Annotated in this window: 15 protein-coding genes and 2 riboswitches; of the genes, 2 read left to right on the top strand and 13 right to left on the bottom strand. The window is 29.8% G+C overall.

Going from position 1 to position 21,513, the window contains the following annotated elements:
- Positions 1–3: 3 nt before the first annotated feature.
- A riboswitch (TPP riboswitch) is annotated at positions 4–111 on the bottom strand.
- Between the two features lie 329 nt (positions 112–440).
- On the top strand, positions 441–1,037 hold the full coding sequence (locus KEC93_RS03470; protein ID WP_011967994.1) for an ECF transporter S component: 597 nt from the start codon (positions 441–443) through the stop codon (positions 1,035–1,037).
- A 269-nt stretch (positions 1,038–1,306) separates the two neighbouring features.
- On the opposite strand, the gene clpB is transcribed toward KEC93_RS03470, so the two are convergent.
- Positions 1,307–3,898, bottom strand: a complete 2,592-nt coding sequence (clpB, locus tag KEC93_RS03465) for an ATP-dependent chaperone ClpB (RefSeq protein ID WP_023973636.1) — start codon at positions 3,896–3,898, stop codon at positions 1,307–1,309.
- Positions 3,899–4,163: 265 nt separating this feature from the next.
- Between clpB and KEC93_RS03460 the strand changes: the two genes are divergently transcribed.
- Positions 4,164–4,550, top strand: a complete 387-nt coding sequence (locus tag KEC93_RS03460) for a CBS domain-containing protein (protein WP_023973637.1) — start codon at positions 4,164–4,166, stop codon at positions 4,548–4,550.
- 157 nt (positions 4,551–4,707) lie between these two features.
- Here the strand turns inward: KEC93_RS03460 and KEC93_RS03455 are convergent, their stop codons facing one another.
- The 12 genes from KEC93_RS03455 to KEC93_RS03400 form a co-directional block, all read right to left on the bottom strand.
- A complete protein-coding gene (locus KEC93_RS03455) occupies positions 4,708–5,973 on the bottom strand; it encodes a transcriptional regulator (protein ID WP_023973638.1) in 1,266 nt (421 codons plus the stop codon).
- 17 nt (positions 5,974–5,990) lie between these two features.
- Positions 5,991–7,301: a tetratricopeptide repeat protein gene (locus KEC93_RS03450; RefSeq protein ID WP_011967990.1), complete on the bottom strand. Its 1,311-nt coding sequence runs from the start codon at positions 7,299–7,301 to the stop codon at positions 5,991–5,993.
- 253 nt (positions 7,302–7,554) lie between these two features.
- Complete coding sequence (locus KEC93_RS03445; protein WP_011967989.1) at positions 7,555–7,728, bottom strand: hypothetical protein; 174 nt, start codon at positions 7,726–7,728, stop codon at positions 7,555–7,557.
- Positions 7,729–7,949: 221 nt separating this feature from the next.
- On the bottom strand, positions 7,950–8,900 hold the full coding sequence (locus tag KEC93_RS03440; protein ID WP_077828956.1) for a ribonuclease H1 domain-containing protein: 951 nt from the start codon (positions 8,898–8,900) through the stop codon (positions 7,950–7,952).
- Positions 8,901–9,001: 101 nt separating this feature from the next.
- Positions 9,002–9,964, bottom strand: coding sequence for a YkvA family protein (locus KEC93_RS03435; RefSeq protein ID WP_077869349.1), 963 nt, complete (start codon positions 9,962–9,964; stop codon positions 9,002–9,004).
- 313 nt (positions 9,965–10,277) lie between these two features.
- On the bottom strand, positions 10,278–11,108 hold the full coding sequence (locus KEC93_RS03430; protein WP_011967986.1) for a MetQ/NlpA family ABC transporter substrate-binding protein: 831 nt from the start codon (positions 11,106–11,108) through the stop codon (positions 10,278–10,280).
- Positions 11,109–11,119: 11 nt separating this feature from the next.
- Entirely contained in the window at positions 11,120–11,758 is a 639-nt protein-coding gene (locus KEC93_RS03425) for a methionine ABC transporter permease (RefSeq protein ID WP_017212473.1), read from the bottom strand.
- A complete protein-coding gene (locus KEC93_RS03420) occupies positions 11,758–12,723 on the bottom strand; it encodes a methionine ABC transporter ATP-binding protein (RefSeq protein ID WP_011967984.1) in 966 nt (321 codons plus the stop codon). Before KEC93_RS03420 ends, KEC93_RS03425 begins: the two co-directional genes overlap by 1 nt.
- A gap of 143 nt (positions 12,724–12,866) precedes the next feature.
- Positions 12,867–12,985, bottom strand: a riboswitch (SAM riboswitch).
- A 423-nt stretch (positions 12,986–13,408) separates the two neighbouring features.
- The gene (locus tag KEC93_RS03415; protein ID WP_077869350.1) at positions 13,409–16,666 is read right to left on the bottom strand and encodes a bifunctional metallophosphatase/5'-nucleotidase; all 3,258 of its coding nucleotides are present in this window, start codon (positions 16,664–16,666) and stop codon (positions 13,409–13,411) included.
- Between the two features lie 218 nt (positions 16,667–16,884).
- On the bottom strand, positions 16,885–17,355 hold the full coding sequence (smpB, locus tag KEC93_RS03410) for an SsrA-binding protein SmpB (protein ID WP_011967982.1): 471 nt from the start codon (positions 17,353–17,355) through the stop codon (positions 16,885–16,887).
- Positions 17,356–17,503: 148 nt separating this feature from the next.
- Positions 17,504–19,711 (bottom strand): ribonuclease R, encoded by a 2,208-nt coding sequence (gene rnr / locus KEC93_RS03405; protein WP_077869351.1) that lies wholly within the window; start codon positions 19,709–19,711, stop codon positions 17,504–17,506.
- 434 nt (positions 19,712–20,145) lie between these two features.
- Positions 20,146–21,504 carry a nitrogenase component 1 gene (locus KEC93_RS03400; protein WP_039773292.1) on the bottom strand — a complete coding sequence of 453 codons (1,359 nt, stop codon included), beginning with the start codon at positions 21,502–21,504 and terminating at the stop codon, positions 20,146–20,148.
- Positions 21,505–21,513: the final 9 nt, after the last annotated feature.

Below are 21,513 nucleotides of genomic sequence, written 5' to 3'. Positions count from 1 at the left end.
CTTCTAAAACATTTATTGCTTCCCTACGGTGGTATTAGCCACATCAGGTCAAAAGAGTTAAAGCAAATAAGCTTCTCTCAGCCAATTAAATTGGCACCCCTAGCCTTTTATACTATTCAATTTCTGTTATGGTTATATATTATCATTTTATTTCTTATAATTCAAATTTTTATGGATTAAATCCATAAATTAGATTTGTAAATTTATTCATATTTTGTATAAAAATCAACTTTTTTCTAAGTTCATAGAATTAAATATAGAATCAGTAATTATTATTACTATATTTAAATTTATATTTTTAAAATATAATTGAACATTTTTTCTAACGTGGTAAAATAATATGTGTCGGTATTCAATTAGAAGCTGAACGGAAATTCGTATATATTATATATTTTTCCGAATTATATCCATATATCAAGGAATAAGAACGGAGGTACCTTATGGAAAGAGGCTATACTAAATCTAAATTTTCAGTTAGACAGATTGCAATGATCGGAATGCTTTCTGCAATTTCAATTTTCTTAGGATTAACCGGGCTTGGGTTCATACCAATTCCACCTGTAAAAGCTACTATAATGCATATCCCAGTTATTATAGGTGCGATAGTTGAAGGCCCCATAGTTGGATCCCTAGTTGGATTAGTTTTTGGTTTATTCTCAATGTATCAAAATTTTACCGCTCCTGGTCCAACATCATTTATATTTTGGAATCCTATAATTGCATTAGTTCCTAGAGTCCTAATTGGAATTGTAGCATACTATGTGTATATACTTCTTAGAAAGAGATTTAAAAATCAAAGCATTAGTATTGCAATAGCATCAATCTGTGCTACATTAATTAACACTATAGGTGTTTTGGGTTTAACTTACGTATTTTACTTAGAAAGATACTCTGCTATTTTAAAGATAAATCCACAAACTGCTGGAATTGCAATTGCAACCATTGGTTTAACAAATGGAGTTCCTGAAGCTATAGTGAGTGCTGTAATATCAGTCCCTGTAATTGTAGCTATATTTAGAATTAAGAAAAAAATTTAACTAAACTCTAAACAAGTAAAATAAAATATTTTTTAAAGAATATAAATTATAAAGAGGCACTTGCTAAAAGCTGCCTCTTTTCTTGTTCTAATTATTGGTTATATATAAAACTATTATGAAGAATTAAAATATGGTATATAATACAAATATACCGATTCCTATTTACTACTTAAAAAGTTACTCACATTTTTTTGATTATAATTTTCTAGAGAATAAAAATTCCTATAGATCACATTTATCTACAGGAATTTTACAAAACTTATTTTTTACTAAAGTGGTTTTATTATTATTTCTTCATCTTTATTATCAATCACAACCTTAGATCCATAGCCTAGTTCACCCTTAATTATCATCCTAGCGAGTCTATTCTCTAAAGTGTTCTGTATATATCTTTTTAACGGCCTTGCTCCATAAACCACATCATAACCTTCTCTTGCCATTATTGTTTTTGCTTTATCTGTAACTTCTATTTCGATATTTTTATCTTTTAGTCTTAAACTTACTTCTCTTAAGAATATATCTATAATTTTCTTAATGCCAGACTCTGTCAAAGGTTTAAACATTATAGTATCATCTACTCTATTTAAAAATTCTGGTTTAAATCTTGATTTTAAAACACTCATTACTTTTGATTTTATTTCTTCATCAACGTGATCTTCATTAGTATTTTCTAATAAATATTCACTTCCGATATTTGAAGTCATAATTATTATAGTATTTTTAAAATCTACAGTTTTACCCTTATTATCAGTTAATCTACCATCATCTAATATTTGAAGGAATATATTAAACACATCTTCATGCGCTTTTTCAATTTCATCAAATAAAATTACGCTATATGGTTTTCTTCTTACAGCTTCTGTTAGCTGACCACCTTCATCATAACCTACATATCCTGGAGGCGCTCCAACTAATCTAGACACTGAATGCTTCTCCATATATTCCGACATATCAATTCTAATAATATTTTCTTCTGAATCAAATAAATTTCTAGCTAGTGTTTTTGCAAGCTCCGTTTTACCAACTCCTGTTGGCCCTAAGAATATAAATGATCCTATTGGTCTATTGATATCTTTAAGCCCAGCTCTTGCCCTGAGTATTGCATTAGTTACAGCTTCTATTGCCTCACCCTGGCCTATAACTCTATTACTCATATCATCTTCTAGTCTTAAAAGTTTTTCCCTTTCTCCTTCAAGTAAGTTAGTTACAGGAATTCCAGTCCATTTAGAAAGTACAGCGGATACTTCCTGCTCAGTTACTTCCTCTTTTAATAGAGCTCCCTCATAATTTTCTCTTAGTTCAATTTCTTTTTGCTTAATTTTTTCTTCTATAGCAGGAATCCTACTATATTGAATCTCAGCAACTTTATTATAATCAAAGTTTCTTTGCGCTACTTCTATTTCTCCTCTAGCATCATCTAGCTCACTTTTTAAGGTTTTAATAGCTGTGATTTGCTCTTTTTCTTTGGTATATTTTGCAGTCATTTCATCATTCTTTTCTTTTAATCCTGCAAGCTCTTTCTCTAAGTCATCTAACCTATTTTTTGAACCCTCATCTTTCTCTTTTGACAAGGCTTCTTTTTCTATTTCTAACTTAAATATTTTTCTTCTTATAACATCAAGTTCTGTTGGGAGGGAATCTATTTCAGATCTTATCATAGCTCCAGCTTCATCAATTAAATCAATTGCCTTATCAGGCATATATCTATCTTGAATATATCTGTCAGAAAGCTTTGCAGCAGCTACTATTGCTGAATCATGAATTCTAATCCCGTGATGAATTTCAAACCTTTCTTTTAATCCTCTTAGTATTGCAATTGTATCCTCTACTGTAGGTTCATCTATAATTACTGGTTGGAATCTTCTTTCTAAGGCTTTATCTTTCTCAATATATTTTCTATATTCATCAAAAGTTGTAGCACCTATACAATGTAACTCTCCTCTTGCTAATAATGGTTTAATCAAATTACCAGCATCCATTGCTCCATCAGTCTTACCAGCTCCAACTATTGTATGAATTTCATCTATGAATAGTAATATTCTACCCTCACTGCTTTGAACTTCTTTTAATACCGCTTTTAATCTTTCTTCAAATTCACCTCTATACTTAGCTCCGGCAATCAAAGATCCCATATCCAAAGCAAATATAATTTTATCCTTAAGGCCTTCTGGAACATCTCCTCTAACTATTCTTTCAGCTAATCCTTCAATAATTGCTGTTTTACCAACACCAGGTTCACCTATTAATACTGGATTATTCTTGGTTCTCCTTGATAAAATCCTTATTGTCCTTCTTATTTCTTCATCTCTTCCTATAACAGGATCTAACTTATGCTTTTTAGCAAGGTCAACTAAATTAGTTCCATACTTTGCTAATGCGTCATATGTCCCTTCTGGATCTTGCGTTTCAACTCTTTGGCTTCCTCTAACTTCAGAAAGAACTTTTAAGAAATTGTCCTTGGTTATATTATATTGCTTTAATATTTTAGAAACTTGATTGTTATCTATTTCTATAATAGCAAGCATTAAATGTTCAACACTAACATATGAATCTTCAAACTGTTTCGAAAATTCTTCAGCTTTAATTAACACTTCCTCTACTTTTCTAGTTATATATACATTGCCAACTCCTTCTCCTAAAACTTTTGGCATTGCATCTAATTCCTTATTTACTGACGCTTTTAAATTCTTTACTGATATACCCATTTTAGTAAGAATATTAGGGACTAACCCGTCCTCCTGCTCTACAAGAGCTGAAAAAAGATGAATTAAATCTATTTGCTGATGATTAAATTTAACAGCTGTAACATTGGCATCATTCAATGCTTGTTGAACTCTCAACGTCATTTTATCAATATTCATACTTATTCCTCCTAAATCTCTATGTTAAATTTCGAAATTATTATTAAAACTAGTTTATCACTATACCTAAATAATTCCTCTTTATCTATATAATAATACATAGGTCAAAGAAAGTCAAAGTTTATTTAGTCTTTTTTTTAATTTTTTTATCATCTAAAGATTTATTTTAAATTTTGTTGTTTTATAGTAAAATAGTAATATAAATATTATTAGCCTGTTATTTTACAGCTTAACGATATTAAACTTTTTTAAAAGAGGTGATGTTATGAAAATAAGTTCTATCATTAAACCAAATTTCCATACAATTAATGTAAACGATACTATAGATAAAGCTTTAGATTTTATGGACAAACTTAATATTAATGGAATGCCAGTAGTAGATGATAAAGAAATTGTAGTAGGAATGGTAGTAAAAGCTGATATATATAGATTCATGATACATCCAGGACATTATGTTAGCTGTCCAGTTGAGTGGGTTATGTCAAAATCAGTTATCTCTGCGCAATCTGATGAAGATCTACTCACTGTAGCTAAGCGTCTAAGAGAAAATGATATTATAACAATGCCTGTTATTGAAGACGAAAAAATTGTAGGAGTTATTAATATAGATGATTTATTAGATTACTTCATTGACTCTTGTTCAAAAAATTAGTAACAATAATATCCATATGAATTTAATAGCTTAAATATATCATTACTGATCTTAAAGGCTTAATTGTGAATATAAAAAAATAGAAGTGGCGATATTTTGTTAATCCATTATAATCGAATTAACAAAATATCGCCCTTCTATATATATTTACGAGAAATTAGATTTTTTTATCAACAGCTAATGCAAGATTAAAGTATTTTAGCGAATCCGCTGTAAGTCCAAGCTTATAATAAAGCTTACCCATATCTACATATCTATTTCTTCTTTCTTCTCTGGTACCAAATTTAAACAACGAATCTAATGATAGATTCATATATTTTTCCGCTTCCAAATGTTTGTCCATTTTCTGAAGAATTATACCTTTAAAATAATATGACTTCTCAATTAACTTTATATTATCAGTCATAATAGCTAAATTTAATGATTCTTCTGTAATCCTATAAGCTATCTCATACTCTGAATTATCAATTAATATTTTTGTACAATAATTCAAAAACTCCACATATTTTTCTACATTATCTTGTGGAAATATCTTTATTCCATCTTCTATTTCAGAGATTGCTTTTTCCTTTTCTTCTACTTCAAAATAATACTTTCCATAATTTCCATGGGATGCTGCCAGAGAAATAGGATTATATTTTTGATATTGAAATGCTTTCTTTTTATATTCATCAACATAATCTTTTTTAAGCTTAATGCATACTGTAGCATATATATGATATATTTTTCCCTTGCTTTCATCTGTTTTAAGGTCATCAACATATCCTATGATTTCTGATAAAATGCTATATGCTTCTTCAGATTTTCTTAAATTCTGATAACACAGAGCCTCATTGTAGCCTATTAAACAGTACTCTGAACTATCAAATCCATCTTCTTTCAATCTAAACATTTCTCTAAGCTTGCTGTAGTAAGAAATAGCCTCAATATATTCACCATTTTGAGATAAATAACGTGCCATATCTTTAAAGTAGATAGCTGTATTTTCTTCCGTATTATTTCTTTGATATAAATCATAATATTGAGAAACTATAAGCTGAATATTTTCAACCTTATTTTCTTCTACATAATACGAGAATAATATGTGTATTAATTCAAAAGCTAAATCATAATATTTATATTTTAGTGCATAGCTTAGGTTATCTTTCAACTTACTTTCAGAATCAGTATCGGAAGATACATTCCTCTTTATTATATTTAGATTATTTGAAATTTGTTCATATACGTCTTCTATTAAATAATCTACATCTATTTCTATCTTCTCAGCTATATAATTCAGTAATTCGGTATCTGCCTTAATCTTTCCATTTTCTATACAGCTCATCTTGGCAATTGAAATCTTATTTCCGCATAATTCTTTCAATGTTATACCTTTAAATACTCTAGCTCTTTTTATCTTTTCGCCAGTAGATAGTATTTCCAAATATCTCACCCACTTACTTATAATTTGTAATTTTCTAACTTTTCTGCTTCATCAAATAACTTTATTCCTTGATTTAAGTAATATGAAGCCTCTTCTTCTTCTTTTTTATCTATGAAATATTTTCCGACTCTCATAGCTAATTCAGCAGCCTTCGACAACTTTCCGCTATTTTTTGCTAGCACATATGTATCAATCAATACACTTTCTGCTTGTTCTGGTTTATCGTCAATATTGAACATAGTATATTTTATTAGTTTACATTCGATTTTTCTGTCTATATCATGCTCTTCAATTCTATTTTCTATATCTTTTAGTATTTTGCTACATTGTTCAGTATTCTTTAACTTCAGATAACTTTTACAAATATCTATTAGTATATCATTTATACATCCTACACGATTTTGTGTACTAATACTTTTTGATATATCATAATGCTTAAGAGATTCATCTAAATTTCCTAGTTCATAAAATAACTTTCCTAAATTATGTTCTATATTAACTATGCTCTTGTTATACTGTATCTTTTTATATACTTCTAATGTTTTCTTTGAATACTTTATTGCATTCGGCAAGTCACCTTTTTTATTAAATTCTTCTGCTAAAGAGAATAGATTTCTCGCATAATCTTCATCATTATAGACTTGTTCAAATCTATTTCTTGCTAGACAAGAATATTCTAAGGCTAAATCCAGTTCTTCTACATCGTAATATGTTCTAGCCATATTGTAGTATATTTCTCCCATTAAAAATTCATCTACAACCTTATTGTCTATATATACCTTTTCAGCCTGTTTTAAGTAACTACTAGAAGAATGATATGCCTTTAATTCTAAAGCAATATTAGCTAAATGTAGGAAAGTTTTTATTATCTGCTCATAATTATTATTTTTTACAAAAATTACATTTGCTGATAAAAAAAACTTCTGAGCCATAGGAAAATCTCTTTTATACATGTAGGATTTTGCTGTTATAAAATATATCATTGCTTTTCTATATTCTAGATTATATTTTTCACAGTAGTATAGAGCATTATCAATATATCTTTGACCTTTTTCGTAATCTCCCTGGAGTATGCATGATTCCCCTACCTGTTCGTAATATAAACTAATCTTTTCAGCTTGGCTTTCTTCTGATTCCATTAAATATTCTACATTTGTGTTCAATGCATCAGCTAAATATTCTAGCAAATCTACTGATGGATTCGAACGGCCAGATTCTACCAAACTTATTTGTCCTGGAGTTATTCTGTCTTTTGCCAAATCCTTCAACGTCATATTCAATTGTTTTCTTCTTCTCTTGATCTTTTCTCCCAATGATAGAATTTCCATCTTTTTAATCCTTCTCTATTCAACAAATTATTTAGTTATTTTAATATAATTTCCTTAATTATAACATAAATTTATAAAAAACTGCATAAAAATATAAATGTGCCCCAAATTTTATATAATTTAATTTTATTATCCATATTTATGTACAAAAGTATAAATACAATAAATAAAAATAAAAAGGCATGAAAGAAATTCATGCCATTCTATTTTTGTTATACCTAATTTTTACATATTATACTTTCTTTTTGTAATTCTATCTCATCCAATCATAAACTTCATGACCTACTGATTCAGCCATATTCCTCATTCTTCTGCCTGCTCTTCTCATTGTTTTTTGACTCCTTCTATCCATACGTGGCATTAGAGACATTTCGACAGCAACTCCAATTAAAAATCCAGTCATCATTCCCTTAGAAAATCTTTCCATAATAAACACCTCTTTAACATCAATTTATTTTCTATAAATATATTGTGTATTAATCAAAAAGTTATCCAAGTTAATTTATTCCATGATTATATACAGTTTTAAAAATATTCTAAAAAGTAACTATGCATATTACAATCAGCTTTCTATATTCCAGTCCTAATTAAGCACTTTTCTTATTTGCATTTTAAATGCAAATCTATTATTCCAACATATATACTGGTTTAATTATTATCAACGTACTCTTTAAGAAGATAAAAAATTAATTTTTCTTTTTCTTTGCTTAATAGCTTAGAAATTATCTTTTTGCCTTCGATAGCGTTATTTCTATATAAACTAATAATTTGTTCAAATCTAATTTCATTATCATCTTTCTTATCTACATTCAATATATTTTCCATTTGTAGATCTTCATCTTCGCCAATTAAAATTATATTATTTGAATGACTTGGAGCTATGCTTAAGATTTCTTCTTTAACCTTAGTACCAGAAACTCTTATAACATTTTTACTTAACCATTTTTCAACGGTTCTATCAGAAGTTATCCCTAAGCACTCTTTACATTTCTCATCAACAAGCTCGTTAAATAAATCTCCAGTATGACTATCAACTTTTACAAATATAATTTCCATTCCAGAATTTATTAACTCTTGCATCTTTTTATAATATTGCATAGATGATTCTTCTTTTCGTTCCCATGCTCCAGTTGCATGATGAGCTATCCCCTCGTAATCATGAAATAGAACTACTTTTTTTTGTCCATGTTCTAAAGCATATTCAACAGCTCTAACAGCTCCCTTAAGTTCGCCTGCTATTTGTCTTATATTTTTAGAAGAGCTATCTTTTTCAGCTCCGCTTTCTATATATTCTACAACATCATCATTAACACAAACTACCCCATAAGAATATCTTCCGTCAGAAGAATTATAACTTCCATCAACATATGCATGAAGACAGTCTTTTGGATAACTTTCATCACTCTTTTTTAGCATTCTATTTCCTTCGTTTAGATATGATTTTGCCTCTTCTATGTCTTCGAAACTCTTATACTTTGCTCCCTTTACCCCTTTTACATATGCTAAGCATTCATTCCAAGTATTGACTATTACATTTTCAACCTTTTTGTTATTTTTAATATCAAAACCATATTGTATTGCATAAACTTTTTTCGCCATATATTATTCCTTTCTCCGACAGTCTAACTTATTATTATACTTTTCATGGAATATTTATAAACTTATAATCTATATGTTATTAAATTTATAAATAATATTTTCTATAGTGATGATAATTCTTCTACAGCACCATATAATTTTTCAATATTTGCAGCATTTGTAAAGTTAGTTAGATATTCTATTCCTTTTTTTAATACTAAAAGTATATCATTTTTACCTTCCCAATTCTCTACTATTATCGATAATGGTATATCTTTAATAATCTTATTTAAAACAAAAAATATAACTCCAATATCATCAATCACACCTATAAATGGTATACTATTAGGTATTATGTTAACTGGTACAGTTACATATGCTATTCCTGCCGACATTATAAGCTTAGTCTTTATAGATACTCTTTTATCCTTAAGTAATCTATATATTAAAGAAGCTATATCTGGCAATACAAATATATACTCTTTATAATTTCTCACATTTTCAGATAATTTATTTGTAATTTTATTTCTTCCGACAGAATAGCAATCTTTAGTTTTATCTGTAAGATCCAATGATGCTACATCAATCTCTTCTTCTTCACTTGTTTCTTCAACATCACTTTCCTTTATTAATTCTCCTAGTATTGAAACCTCAACATTAGAAATTTCAGCCCATACCTCTGATTTTTTCATGAAGACCTCACTAATATTTAGATTTACGTACGGTACATCTTGAAGTATTGTATTTATATCAATTATTACTTTATCTCTATCACTATTTATTCCATACTTTTTAAAAGCTTTTGCTAATTGCTTTAACACAAAACTTCTTAATATTCTGAAGAAACCAACATTTAATGCTTTAACTTTAACTATCTTTACAGTAATTTTGTTATGAACACACCCAACTAATTGGACCTTTATATTGAAGTCTATATTTATTCCCTTTTTCAAAGTTCCTTCTAATATTATTCCATCATTAATAGTTACTGTTCTTAAATCCAACCCATCAACCTTAACAAATTCATTGATTATACTTAATATATCATTACCAGTTAATTTAACTTTTACTTCTGATATGTTCATTTTTTATTCCCCTTTAGAGTAAATTCTTACTTTATATATAAATTAAATCTAATTACTTTCCTAAATATACTTAAAAGTATACATTATTCCAGAAAATTATTAAAGATATGTTATATATAGAATCTACAATTTTTCTTAATAGCAAAAGTCCCCATTTAACTTTCTGATAAAAAAAGAAGGCATGCCTTAATGTCATTTTGTTGCCTAAATGACATCTGGCATAGCCTCTCTTCTTTTAATACAGCATATTCATGCTGCAAATACTAGTTATTATTCAATTTCTTTTTTCAATCTACATGTTCAAAATGAACTATTAAAATACTGGAATTACTGAACCATTGTATTCTTTTTCTATAAATTCTTTAACTTCTGGTGATGTCATAGCTTTTACTAAAGCTTTGATTTTTTCTTGATTTTCATTACCTTGTTTTACAACAACTATGTTTGCATAAGGTTTAGCAGCTTCTGAAGCCTTATCTTCAATAATAATTGCATCTTTTGCTGGATTAAATTTAGCTTCTATAGCATAGTTTCCATTGATTACTGCAGCATCAACGTCATCTATTGCTCTTGGAACTGCTGCTGCTTCTAATTCATTAAACTTTAAGTTTTTAGGGTTTTCAGTAATATCCTTTGATGTAACTAGTTCTCCATCTTTAATTTTTATTAAGCCTTTTCCTGCTAATAATTTTAATGCTCTAGCTTCATTTGATGGATCATTAGGAACGGCAATTGTAGCTCCATCTTTAAGTTCATCTAAACTTTTTACCTTCTTAGAATATAATCCCATTGGTTCTAAATGTATTGCACCAACTGAAACTAGGTGATATCCCTTAGATGAATTTTGTTCATTTAAGTATGGAGTATGTTGGAAGAAGTTTGCATCTAATGAACCTTCTTCTACAGCAGTGTTAGGTTGATTGTAATCATTAAATTCTGTTATTTCTACTGTATATCCTTCTTTTTCAAGTAATGGTTTAGCTATATTTACTATCTCTTCATGTGGCTTTGGTGTTACCCCAATCTTTATTACCTTGTCATTTTTAGAATCTTTACTTCCTGAAGTAGCTGTGCCCCCGCAACCTACTAATCCTAGTGTCACTACTCCTGCTAAAACTACTGATAAAATTGATTTCTTTTTCATATTTATTCCCCCTATTTTGATAATTTATTGTAAAAATAATTGCCTATAAGCTGTAGTCCTTGTACTACTATGATTAACACAATACATGTTACTACCATATAATCAGTTTGGAATCTTTGATATCCATAGCTTATAGCTACTTGACCAAGTCCTCCACCCCCAATAGTTCCTGCCATTGCAGAATATCCAACAATGCTTATTATTGTAAGAGTAATTCCTGATGCTATTGAAGGAATTGCTTCTTTAAGCATTACCTTAAAGATAATTTGAGTGTTTGATGCTCCAAAAGATCTTGCCGCCTCTATTATTCCTTTATCGACTTCTCTAAGTGATGATTCTATAATTCTTGCTACAAATGGTGCTGCTGCAATTGTAAGTGGAACAATAGCTGCTTCTGTACCTATAGATTTACCAGCAATAAATCTAGTTAATGGTATTATTGCTACCATTAATATGATAACTGGAAAACTTCTTAATATATTAATTATTAAATCTAAAACTGTATAAACTATTTTATTTGGTTTTAATCCGTCTTTTGCAGTAACTGTTAATATTATTGCAGGTATGAATCCTAAAATAAGTGAACCTATAGTCGATGCAAAAACCATCTCTAGAGTTTCTATTAAAGCTTTTACTATTACCTGATTCATTATTCGATCACCTCCAATAAGATATCCTTATTTTCAAGGTACTTTATAACCTTGTCCTTATCCTCTTCGTTGATGTTTATTACAAGCCCACCTAATACTTCGCTCCTAAATTTTTCAAGTTTTCCCCAAACTATAGAAAAATCTATCTCTAATTCCCTTGCCATCTTTGTAATTAGTGCATTTTCAGAAGAATCACTTGGGAAGAATATCTTGATATTAACACCTTCTTCTGGTAATATTCCTTCATCTTCTTCTCCTAAGAATTTCTTTAATGATTTTCCTGGTTGTAAGAATAAATCTTCTGATCTTCCTTCTGCTTTTATTTTTCCACCATCTAGCAATGCAACTTTTTCACAAACTTCTTTTATTACTTCCATTTGATGAGTTACCATTACTATTGTAATCCCTAATTCTTTGTTTATTTTAGAAAGTAATGCTAAAATGTCTTTTGTAATTTTAGGATCTAATGCAGAAGTTGCTTCATCACAAAGTAGTATTTTAGGGTCTAACGCTAATGCCCTTGCTATTGCTACTCTTTGTTTTTGTCCACCACTAAGCTCTGACGGTTTGCTTAGCTTTTTGTCTGTTAATCCAACTAAATCTAATAATCTTAATACTTTGTCCTTAATTTCACTTTTGTTGTACCCCCACACTTCAAGAGGAAGAGCAACATTATCAAAAACATTTTTTCTTTGCATAAGATTGAAATTTTGAAAAATCATCCCCAAATCTTTTCTAAATTCCCTAAGACTTTTTCCTTCTAATGATGAAACCTCTTTCCCCATTACATTTATTGAACCTCCATCATAAGATTCAAGTCCATTAATGCATCTTAATAGTGTTGACTTTCCTGCTCCGCTGTGTCCTATTATTCCATAAATTTCGCCCTCTTTAATGCTTATTGATACATCTTTTATAACTTGTGTTTCCCCAAAATTCTTTACCACATTTTTGATTTCTATCAAACACATTTCCTCCTTTGACTTTGTTTTGTTAGTTTCCGGATAACTAAGGTGATGTAATAATTAACTTAATTATTAACGTTCACCTCAAAACAAAAGCGCTAGAGAATAAATCTCTAGCGCATAAAACACCATACAAATTTATCCTCTCATCTATCAGCTAAAAGCTGCTGGAATTAGCACCATATAAATATCATTTAGTAAAAAATAATATTTCGGTTGCCGGGTTTCAAAGGGCCAGTCCCTCCACCGCTCTCGATAAGATATTCAGATTATTTAATTTAGCTTTGACCTAATTATATACAACTTTTTTTAATTTGTCAAAATCTATAGAATAACCTTTTGCTCTTTCAAATCCAAGTATTGTAATCGGATTGGTTTTATTATATATACTTTCTTCATATATTGCAAGATTTTTTTACGAAATTAATTAATAAATTTAAGTTTATAGTATAAATATTAAATTATTTTATATTTATATTGCTAAATCTACTGTATATGCTATATATTTCTATCAAATATTCAAAATCAATATCTAAGCTAATAAAGATATTAACATAAAAAATAATAGATATTCTACAATAAAATTTGAAACCATACACATGTAGATAAATCTATCTATGTGCATGGCTTCATTTTTACTAGAATTACTTATATATTTTATGCCTCAAAATAATTGCTTAATATCTTAGGCTGCTTTTTTCTGCTTATCTAAATTCAGTATCTCCCAATTATTTGAGCAATCTGGAGATATCTCTCCATGTTTTTTAATGTAGCTAGTCATTAAACTTCTCACTTGGCCATCATCACCAAGTGCTTTTCCTGAATCATAGACAATAATACTTGGATCAGTATTGCTTAATCCAGCGGCTTTCATAAAACCACCACCGCCATTAAATCTATAGTTGTTTATAGCAACTGTAAATTCATCTGAATCTTTTACTTCAACACCATTAACCTTTAAATTCTTTATTCTATTTCCTGATATTACTCTTCCTGTTTCCTTGTCGATAGTACATGCAGGTTGTGTTAAATCAATATCATATGTTGCACCATATAATTGATCCAAGTTATAATCTGGAATATTTAATATTGGATCTTTTATTACTGCTGCATTATCCCCTGTTGTTTGAGCATAATATCTAACTGAATATTCCATCCAGTCTTTCAATTGCTTTCCTGTCATTTTTACTCCATACAAAAAGTTTTCAAATACATATACTGCCATCATATCTTTTATTGTAACATCACCTTGAGGTATATATGCTCCAGAACTTAATGGTGCTGCAATTGATAATTGAGTCCCAGCACTTTCTTTTTGTACTTTATTAATCAGCTCCATAATTGCAGTAGGCTCTGTTAACTGCCCACTTCCTGTAAATTCTCCAGTTGAAGTTCCTATTTTTGTATCTACATATTTTAATGTTGTATCTTCATAAGGTTTAATTAAATCGACAATCTCCTGATCATCTACTATGCCATTATCAATAACAATGTTTTTTGTTGAAATTCCTATAAGCTTTGCATTTCCATCAAAGTTCATATCAACTTGTGCCAAACCTGTAGCTCCCTTAGTTGACTCAACTATTGGAACAACTTTACCTTCTGGATTCTTCTTAGTTAGATCATTTACTTTCAAATGTGTATGACCTGCTATAATTGCATCTATACCATCAACTTGTGTTGCTATTGCGTTAATTTCATTTTCTGGTATAACATCTGCATCAGTCTCTTGACCACTATGTGCTGAAATTATAACAACATCTGCGCCCTTGGCTTTTACTTCTTTAACCCACTTTTTAGATTCATCTACAAGGTCATTAAATACCAATCCATCGTAATGTTTTTTATCTTCCCAACTTGGTATGCATTTATTTTCTAAACCTATAACCGCTACTTTTACTTCTTTACCATTAACATAAAAACTTTTCATTATATATGGATCTACAAAATTTGTTGAATCGTTCTTATATATATTGGCTCCAAGTACTTCTATTCCTTCTGACTTATAGTCTTTAATCACTCTATTTAATACATCTAATCCATAATTGAATTCATGATTTCCTAGTGTCCACGAATCATACTTCATAGCTCCCATAACCTTTGCCATAGGGTGCTCTAAAGTAGTGTCTAAAATATCATAGTAATATGATAGTGGTGTTCCTTGAATTGTGTCTCCATTATCAATTAGCATCACATTATTATTATTTTCTCTTACACTTTTAACATATGATGAAACTTTAGCTAATCCCTGTGCTTTAGATGGTGCTTTTCCTGTTCCATAATCATAATTTAAAACTGTACCATGAACATCCGTTGTTGCTAATAAAGTTATTGAACTAGACATATTAACCATTCTTGGTATATCAGTATTAGGTATTGTATTTTTATCATTTTTATCTTTATTTTCTTTACACCAATCTATAAATGCATCTCTTACTAAAACATGAGTATCATTTTTAACATCTAATCCACCGTACTTTGTAAATGCAGTAAACGAATCTCCTCCTTGAGCCACAAAATCTGGAACTGCAACAGATAAACTTTCGTTATCACTAATAGGGGTTCCATCTTCTTTTGTGATAGATTTAACTCTTTGACCTGATGGAAGATTTGAATCATAGCCGAATTTAATTCCCGATACCTGTAACCCCTTACTGTTATCCGCAACAGCCTGCTCTAGAACTTCTTTTAATTGAGATTTTGTCATGCTTAATTTATAAATTGTGTTATCAAAAGGCATAAACTGCCACATAGTTCCGACTGTAATATTTCCTTGTGGAATATCTATTCTAAGACCTCCATTATTTTGAAATCCAACATCAGCTTTAATAGAATTTCTTGTAACGTCAGATGCCCAATTTCCTAAAACTGATGATCCATATGGAGAAGCATCTAATTTTCTTGTTAAATCCTTTTCTGTATTATACCCAATAACTTCACTCGTCATTGGCTCTATCTGTTTATTGGCATTATCTACAATTTTATCAACATCACTGTCTGTTTGTGGTGTTCCAGTTTTATATCCTTTGTCATTATCTAGCGCCACATAACTTGTTTCAAGATTTGGCTGATCAAATACGATTTTATTATCACTAGTCAACTTGAATTTAGCATCTATATATCCTTTACCGTTTGATCCCCCAATATATACTGGAATATTGGTATTCTTAGCAATTGCAGCAGTTTTAGTATGGCTATGTCCACCAAATACAGCATCTACATTCTGAAGGTTATTAGCTAAATCAAATACTGGCCCTGTTGCATTATCACCCTTATCACCTTCATGCACCAATACAATTACTACATCCGCCAATTTATCTTTCTTTATTTGTAGTGCAATAGGATTTATTTCACTTGCAAGGTCTGTAAATTTATAGTCACTCACAAATTTAGGTGATACACTCGTCTCTGTTTCTCTTGTTATTCCTCCTATAACGGCGATTTTTATGCCATCTTTAGTTATAATTTTATATGGATCAAATACACGCTTGCCAGTCTTCTTATCGTAAAGATTGCTGCAAACTATTGAATACGCTGCACCCTTCATTGTTGTATTTGTAGTTGTATCCAATCCCCAATCAAACTCATGATTTCCAAGAGTTGTTATCTCCATTCCAATCTTAGACATAGTCTCCTGAACAGGAACCCCTTTCATGATATTAGATGTTGCAGATCCTTGATACAAATCACCTCCACCTAAAATCAATGTCCTATCTTTATTAGACTCTTTCACTTTTTCTATTCTATCTGCTAAAACCCCTGCAACTTGATTTCCTGATGAATCATTAAGTGTTCCATGAAAATCAGTGATTTCGATAACGTCAAACATTTTTTCATTCTCAGTTGCATAAACTCTTATAGAAAACGAGCTAAATAAAGTAATTATGAAGAATAAGCTAGTAAAAATTGATATAACTTTTCTGAACTTTAGAAGTTTTTTCACAATTATTTCCCCCTTAATACTAATCTCATTTACATATTATTACTTACAAAAAATTATATGACACATATTTTTTCAATAGTATATTTATTGTAAATGTCACCCATTTATTATTCAGATTATTTCTATAATAATTTTATCTAAAAACCCCATATTATCTTGTATTTTAACCAAATAAAAAACTACCAAAAATATTTTTATACTTTCGGTAGCATGCTTAATTAATATTTATTCTTTTCCTTAATTGCTCTATCCATGTCCCTCTTATGAGCTTTTTCTAACATCGAGTCTCTCTTATCATAATTTTTCTTACCTTTACAAACTCCAAGCGCAACTTTAACTTTTCCGTCCTTCAAATACAATGATAGAGGTATTAAGGTATATCCATCTCTAGACACTAAACCATCAAGTCTTCTTATTTCATCTCTATGAAGAAGTAATTTTCTCTCTCTTAATGGATCTACATTAAATATATTTCCTTGTTCATAAGGAGATATGTGCATATTCTTTACAAATATTTCACCATTATATATATCTGCATAACAGTCTTTAAGATTCACTCTTCCATTTCTTATTGATTTAACCTCTGTCCCAACTAAAACCAATCCTGCTTCCATTGCCTCTTCTACAAAATAGTCATGCCTTGCTTTTCTATTTTCTGCTAATGAATTCTCATTTCTTTTTCTTGCCATCATAATCACCCGCTATGGTTATATTTCTACTAAAATTATATTATACCCATTTCTGTAAATCAACTTATTTTGAACATTGCTGATATGAACGCTCAAAATAAGTTTATATGCACAAATTTTTGCTCTTTCAGAACATTAAAATCATATCTTATACTTCAACTAACTTTTTTTCTACTTCACTAATTTTTCCTTCTGATTCAAAATCTTTATCTTTTTCTTCTCTCTTTGGCTCTTGTGTAATCTTAAAAAATATCTCTCTATTTGTTATATCTACATTAACGCATTCTACTTTTACTTTATCTCCAAGTTTATATAACTTTTTAGTTCTTTCACCAATCAAGCTTAAATTTGCTTCATTGAATATATAATAATCATCATCTAGATCTGTTATATGAACTAAACCTTCAATGGTGTTTGGTAACTCAACGAATATTCCAAAAGATGTAACTGAAGATATAATTCCTTCGAATTCTTGACCAATTCTCTCTTGCATATACTCAGCTTTTTTAAGATCATCAACTTCTCTTTCTGCATCTTGAGCCTTTCTTTCCATTTCAGAAGATTGTTTAGCTGCATAACCTACTATATTTTTTAATTTATTTATTCTAGTTCCATCTACTTCTCCATGCAAATATTCTTTTATGATTCTATGAATTTGTAAATCAGGATATCTTCTTATTGGTGAAGTGAAGTGGCAGTAGTACTCAGCTGCAAGCCCAAAATGTCCGCTACATTCTGGTGCATATCTTGCCTGCATCATAGATCTTAATAAAAGTGTACTTACAACTGTTTCTTCGTTTTTTCCCTTAACCTTTTCTAGAATCTCTTGAAAACTTTTTGGTCTTATTTCTTCTGTCCATTGAATAGCATATCCCAAATTATAAACAAATTCTTTAAATTTAGCTAATTTTTCTTCATCTGGACTCTCATGTATTCTGTATACAAAAGGTAGATGAGTACCAAACATATGCTCTGCAACTGTCTCATTTGCTGCCAACATAAATTCTTCTATCATCCTATTTGATATTTCACGATCATACGGTTTAATCTCAATTGGTTTTCCTAACTCGTTAAGTGTTATCTTAGCTTCTGCTATTTCAAAATCAATGGCACCTCTTTTGGTTCTCTTATTTCTTAATATACCGCATAGCTCTTCCATCATTTTAAAGTCATCAATAAGATAGTCATATCTTTTTATAAGTTCCTCATCATTATCTCTTAATATCTTTGTGACATCTTTATATGTCATTCTCTCATCAGTTTTTATTACAGATTCTACAATTTCATGGTCTACAACTTTTCCTTTATGATCTATCTCCATGAAGCAAGTTAATGTTAATCTATCTACTCTAGGGTTTAATGAACATATTCCATTAGATAATTTTCTAGGTAACATCGGAACAACTCTATCTATTAAATAAACTGATGTTGCTCTTTTTAATGCTTCCTTATCTAATGGACTATTTTCTTTTACATAGTGTGTTACATCGGCAATATGAACTCCTAGTTTAAAGTTGCCATTACTTAATTTTTCGATAGATACAGCATCATCTAAATCCTTAGCATCTTCACCATCTATTGTTACCATTCTCAAATCTCTTAAATCTCTTCTGCCTTTATATTCTTCTTCATCAATTTCATCAGAAATACCTTCAGCATACTTTTGAACTTTTTCACTAAATTCTTCTGGAAGTCCAAGTTTTTTAATTATCATTAGAATGTCTATTCCTCTGTCACCTTTTCTTCCTAAAACCTCTGTTACAACTCCTTCAGCTTTTCTATTTTCCTCAGGCCATTTTGTTATCTTAACTGTAACAACATCTCCATCATTGGCACCATTCCTATCCTTCTTTGAGATGAATACATCTTTAGATATCCTTGGATCCTCAGAAACTACAAAACCAAAATTTTTAGAATCTTCATATACACCTACTATTCTAGTAGTGTTTCTTTCAATAATTTCTACTACTTCTCCTTCTCTTTTCTTGGTCTTTGTATCTTCTCTTGTTACTCTAACAGATATTTTATCACCATTCATAGCTCCATTTATACAATTGCTTGGTATAAATACGTCTTTTTGTCCCTCTTCTTCTGGAATTAAAAATCCAAAACCTTTTGAATGTGATTGAAGCGATCCTATAATAAGACCTTCTTCTTCATGATTCGCATTAGCTATCATATACTTGTCTTTTTTAGTTCTTATAATAAGTCCTTCATTTTCCATAGTTCTTAAAGTCTTTTTAAACGCATTATATTCATTTTTCTTTATATCAAATACAGCAATTAACTCTTCAATGTCCATTGGCCTATATGCAGGTTCTTTCATAAAACTTGCTAATGTTTGTTTTATTCCCATAATTTCTTCCTCCATTATACTATTACTATATTTTATTCCTATATACCTATATACTACCACAATAACCTTGTACAATATAGATTTTATCTTATTTTAATATTAGTATTGACATATATATTCTAATTTATTTATATACTATAGTTTAGTTAATTAAAAAATGGCAACATTTGAATTGTTTATATTATGTTGCAATAATAAATTTAATTTAAAATTCTGTTACTCCAAATGCTAAAATAAGTCTAGTAATAAAAAATCCAATTAAAATATACATATTTAGGCATTACTTAACAAAAATAGATATCCTCTTTTATCAAAAGGATATCTATAAATGACTTCATAATTAAACTATTTAAATTTTAGATGTGCTTAATAATTCGTATTATTTTCTTAAATTTTTTTACTTATTTTATGTTTAAAGATTTTTACAATAAATTTTATGCACTAGCGCTAATTGCAGTAGTATAAATCTTCTCTAATAAATTAAGCGCTCCTTTATATCCAATATAAGTTCTTGATAGTACTACTTCATAAGAGGCTGGAAAACCTACTTCAATAATTGCTCCCTTTAATTCTTTAGCTGTATCTCTTTCCCATGTAGTACCAAATATAATAGGCGGCTTATGCCCGAAGTCTGTCTGTCTTAGCAATTGTCCTATTACATATCCATCCTCTGCAAAATCAACATCTGCAGATACATCTTCTGCTAATTTACTATACTCACTCGCAATTGCTCTTCTATACTGCTCTGGAGGATTTTCAGTAATAATTTGTTTAGCCGGAATTAATCCCAGCTGGTTTACTAAAAATTTATTTAGAGCTAAATTATAAGCGCTATCTCCCACTACTGCATATTTAGCCGGTAAGCCCCACCAATATTCAGCATAGAAATCTGAAAAGTGTTCTAAATAATAGTAGTAATTTTTTTCTTCATCTTTTATAAAATTTTCACTTTTTTGTTTATCTATTCCGGAGAAATCAACTACCTTACGCAAAAATGCACTTGTTTCCTTTGCTCCAATAGGAACAGTAGGGATGTGTAGAAATGGTTGTTTATATTTATTTTCTAGATGCTTAGCAGTGTCTAAGCCAAGCCAAGGCGAAATCACTAAATTAAACTGTGCTTTAGGTATATCTCTCCATTCGCTTACTCCTTTTGATTCTGGTCCAAATAGAATGTTTACTTTAAGCCCTGCTCCTTCAAGTACACGTTTTATTTCTGTAAGATCTCCACGCCAAAATGTATTTTGATATGGCAAAAGTGACCATACATTAATTAACCCTTTTTCTTTTTCTCCATCATATTCTCCAACATATTGATCTATAATAGCCTTTGTAACTAATTCGTGGCCTATAAAATTATTTCCTTTAAATCCACCAGTTTCCGCATATACAACAGGGGCTCCTTTTTTCTGAAATTCTCCAACAACTGCTCCTACATCATCTCCAACAATTTCACCTATACATCCAGTAAGAACTACAAATAATTCTGCATCCATTATCTTTAAGGATGATTTAATCAATTCTCTAAGACGATTTTCTCCACCAAATACAACCTCATTTTCACCTGCATTAGAACTCGGCGATACTGCTCCACCACTATATCCACCACCTTGAAAACCATTATAAAATGCGAGACCAGTATACTGCTTATCTGCACAACCAGGACCACAATTTACAATAGGCATTGCTCCAGGAATTGATGATACACTGTAAATAGCTCCTATAGCGCAACCATAACGCACTTGATTTATAGAATTTGTTTGAGTAATATTTACGTCTTTGTTAATCTCCATAACTTCCTC

Source organism: Clostridium beijerinckii (assembly GCF_018223745.1).
GTDB lineage: Bacteria > Bacillota > Clostridia > Clostridiales > Clostridiaceae > Clostridium > Clostridium beijerinckii.
This window is presented reverse-complemented; position numbering and strand designations above follow the sequence as displayed.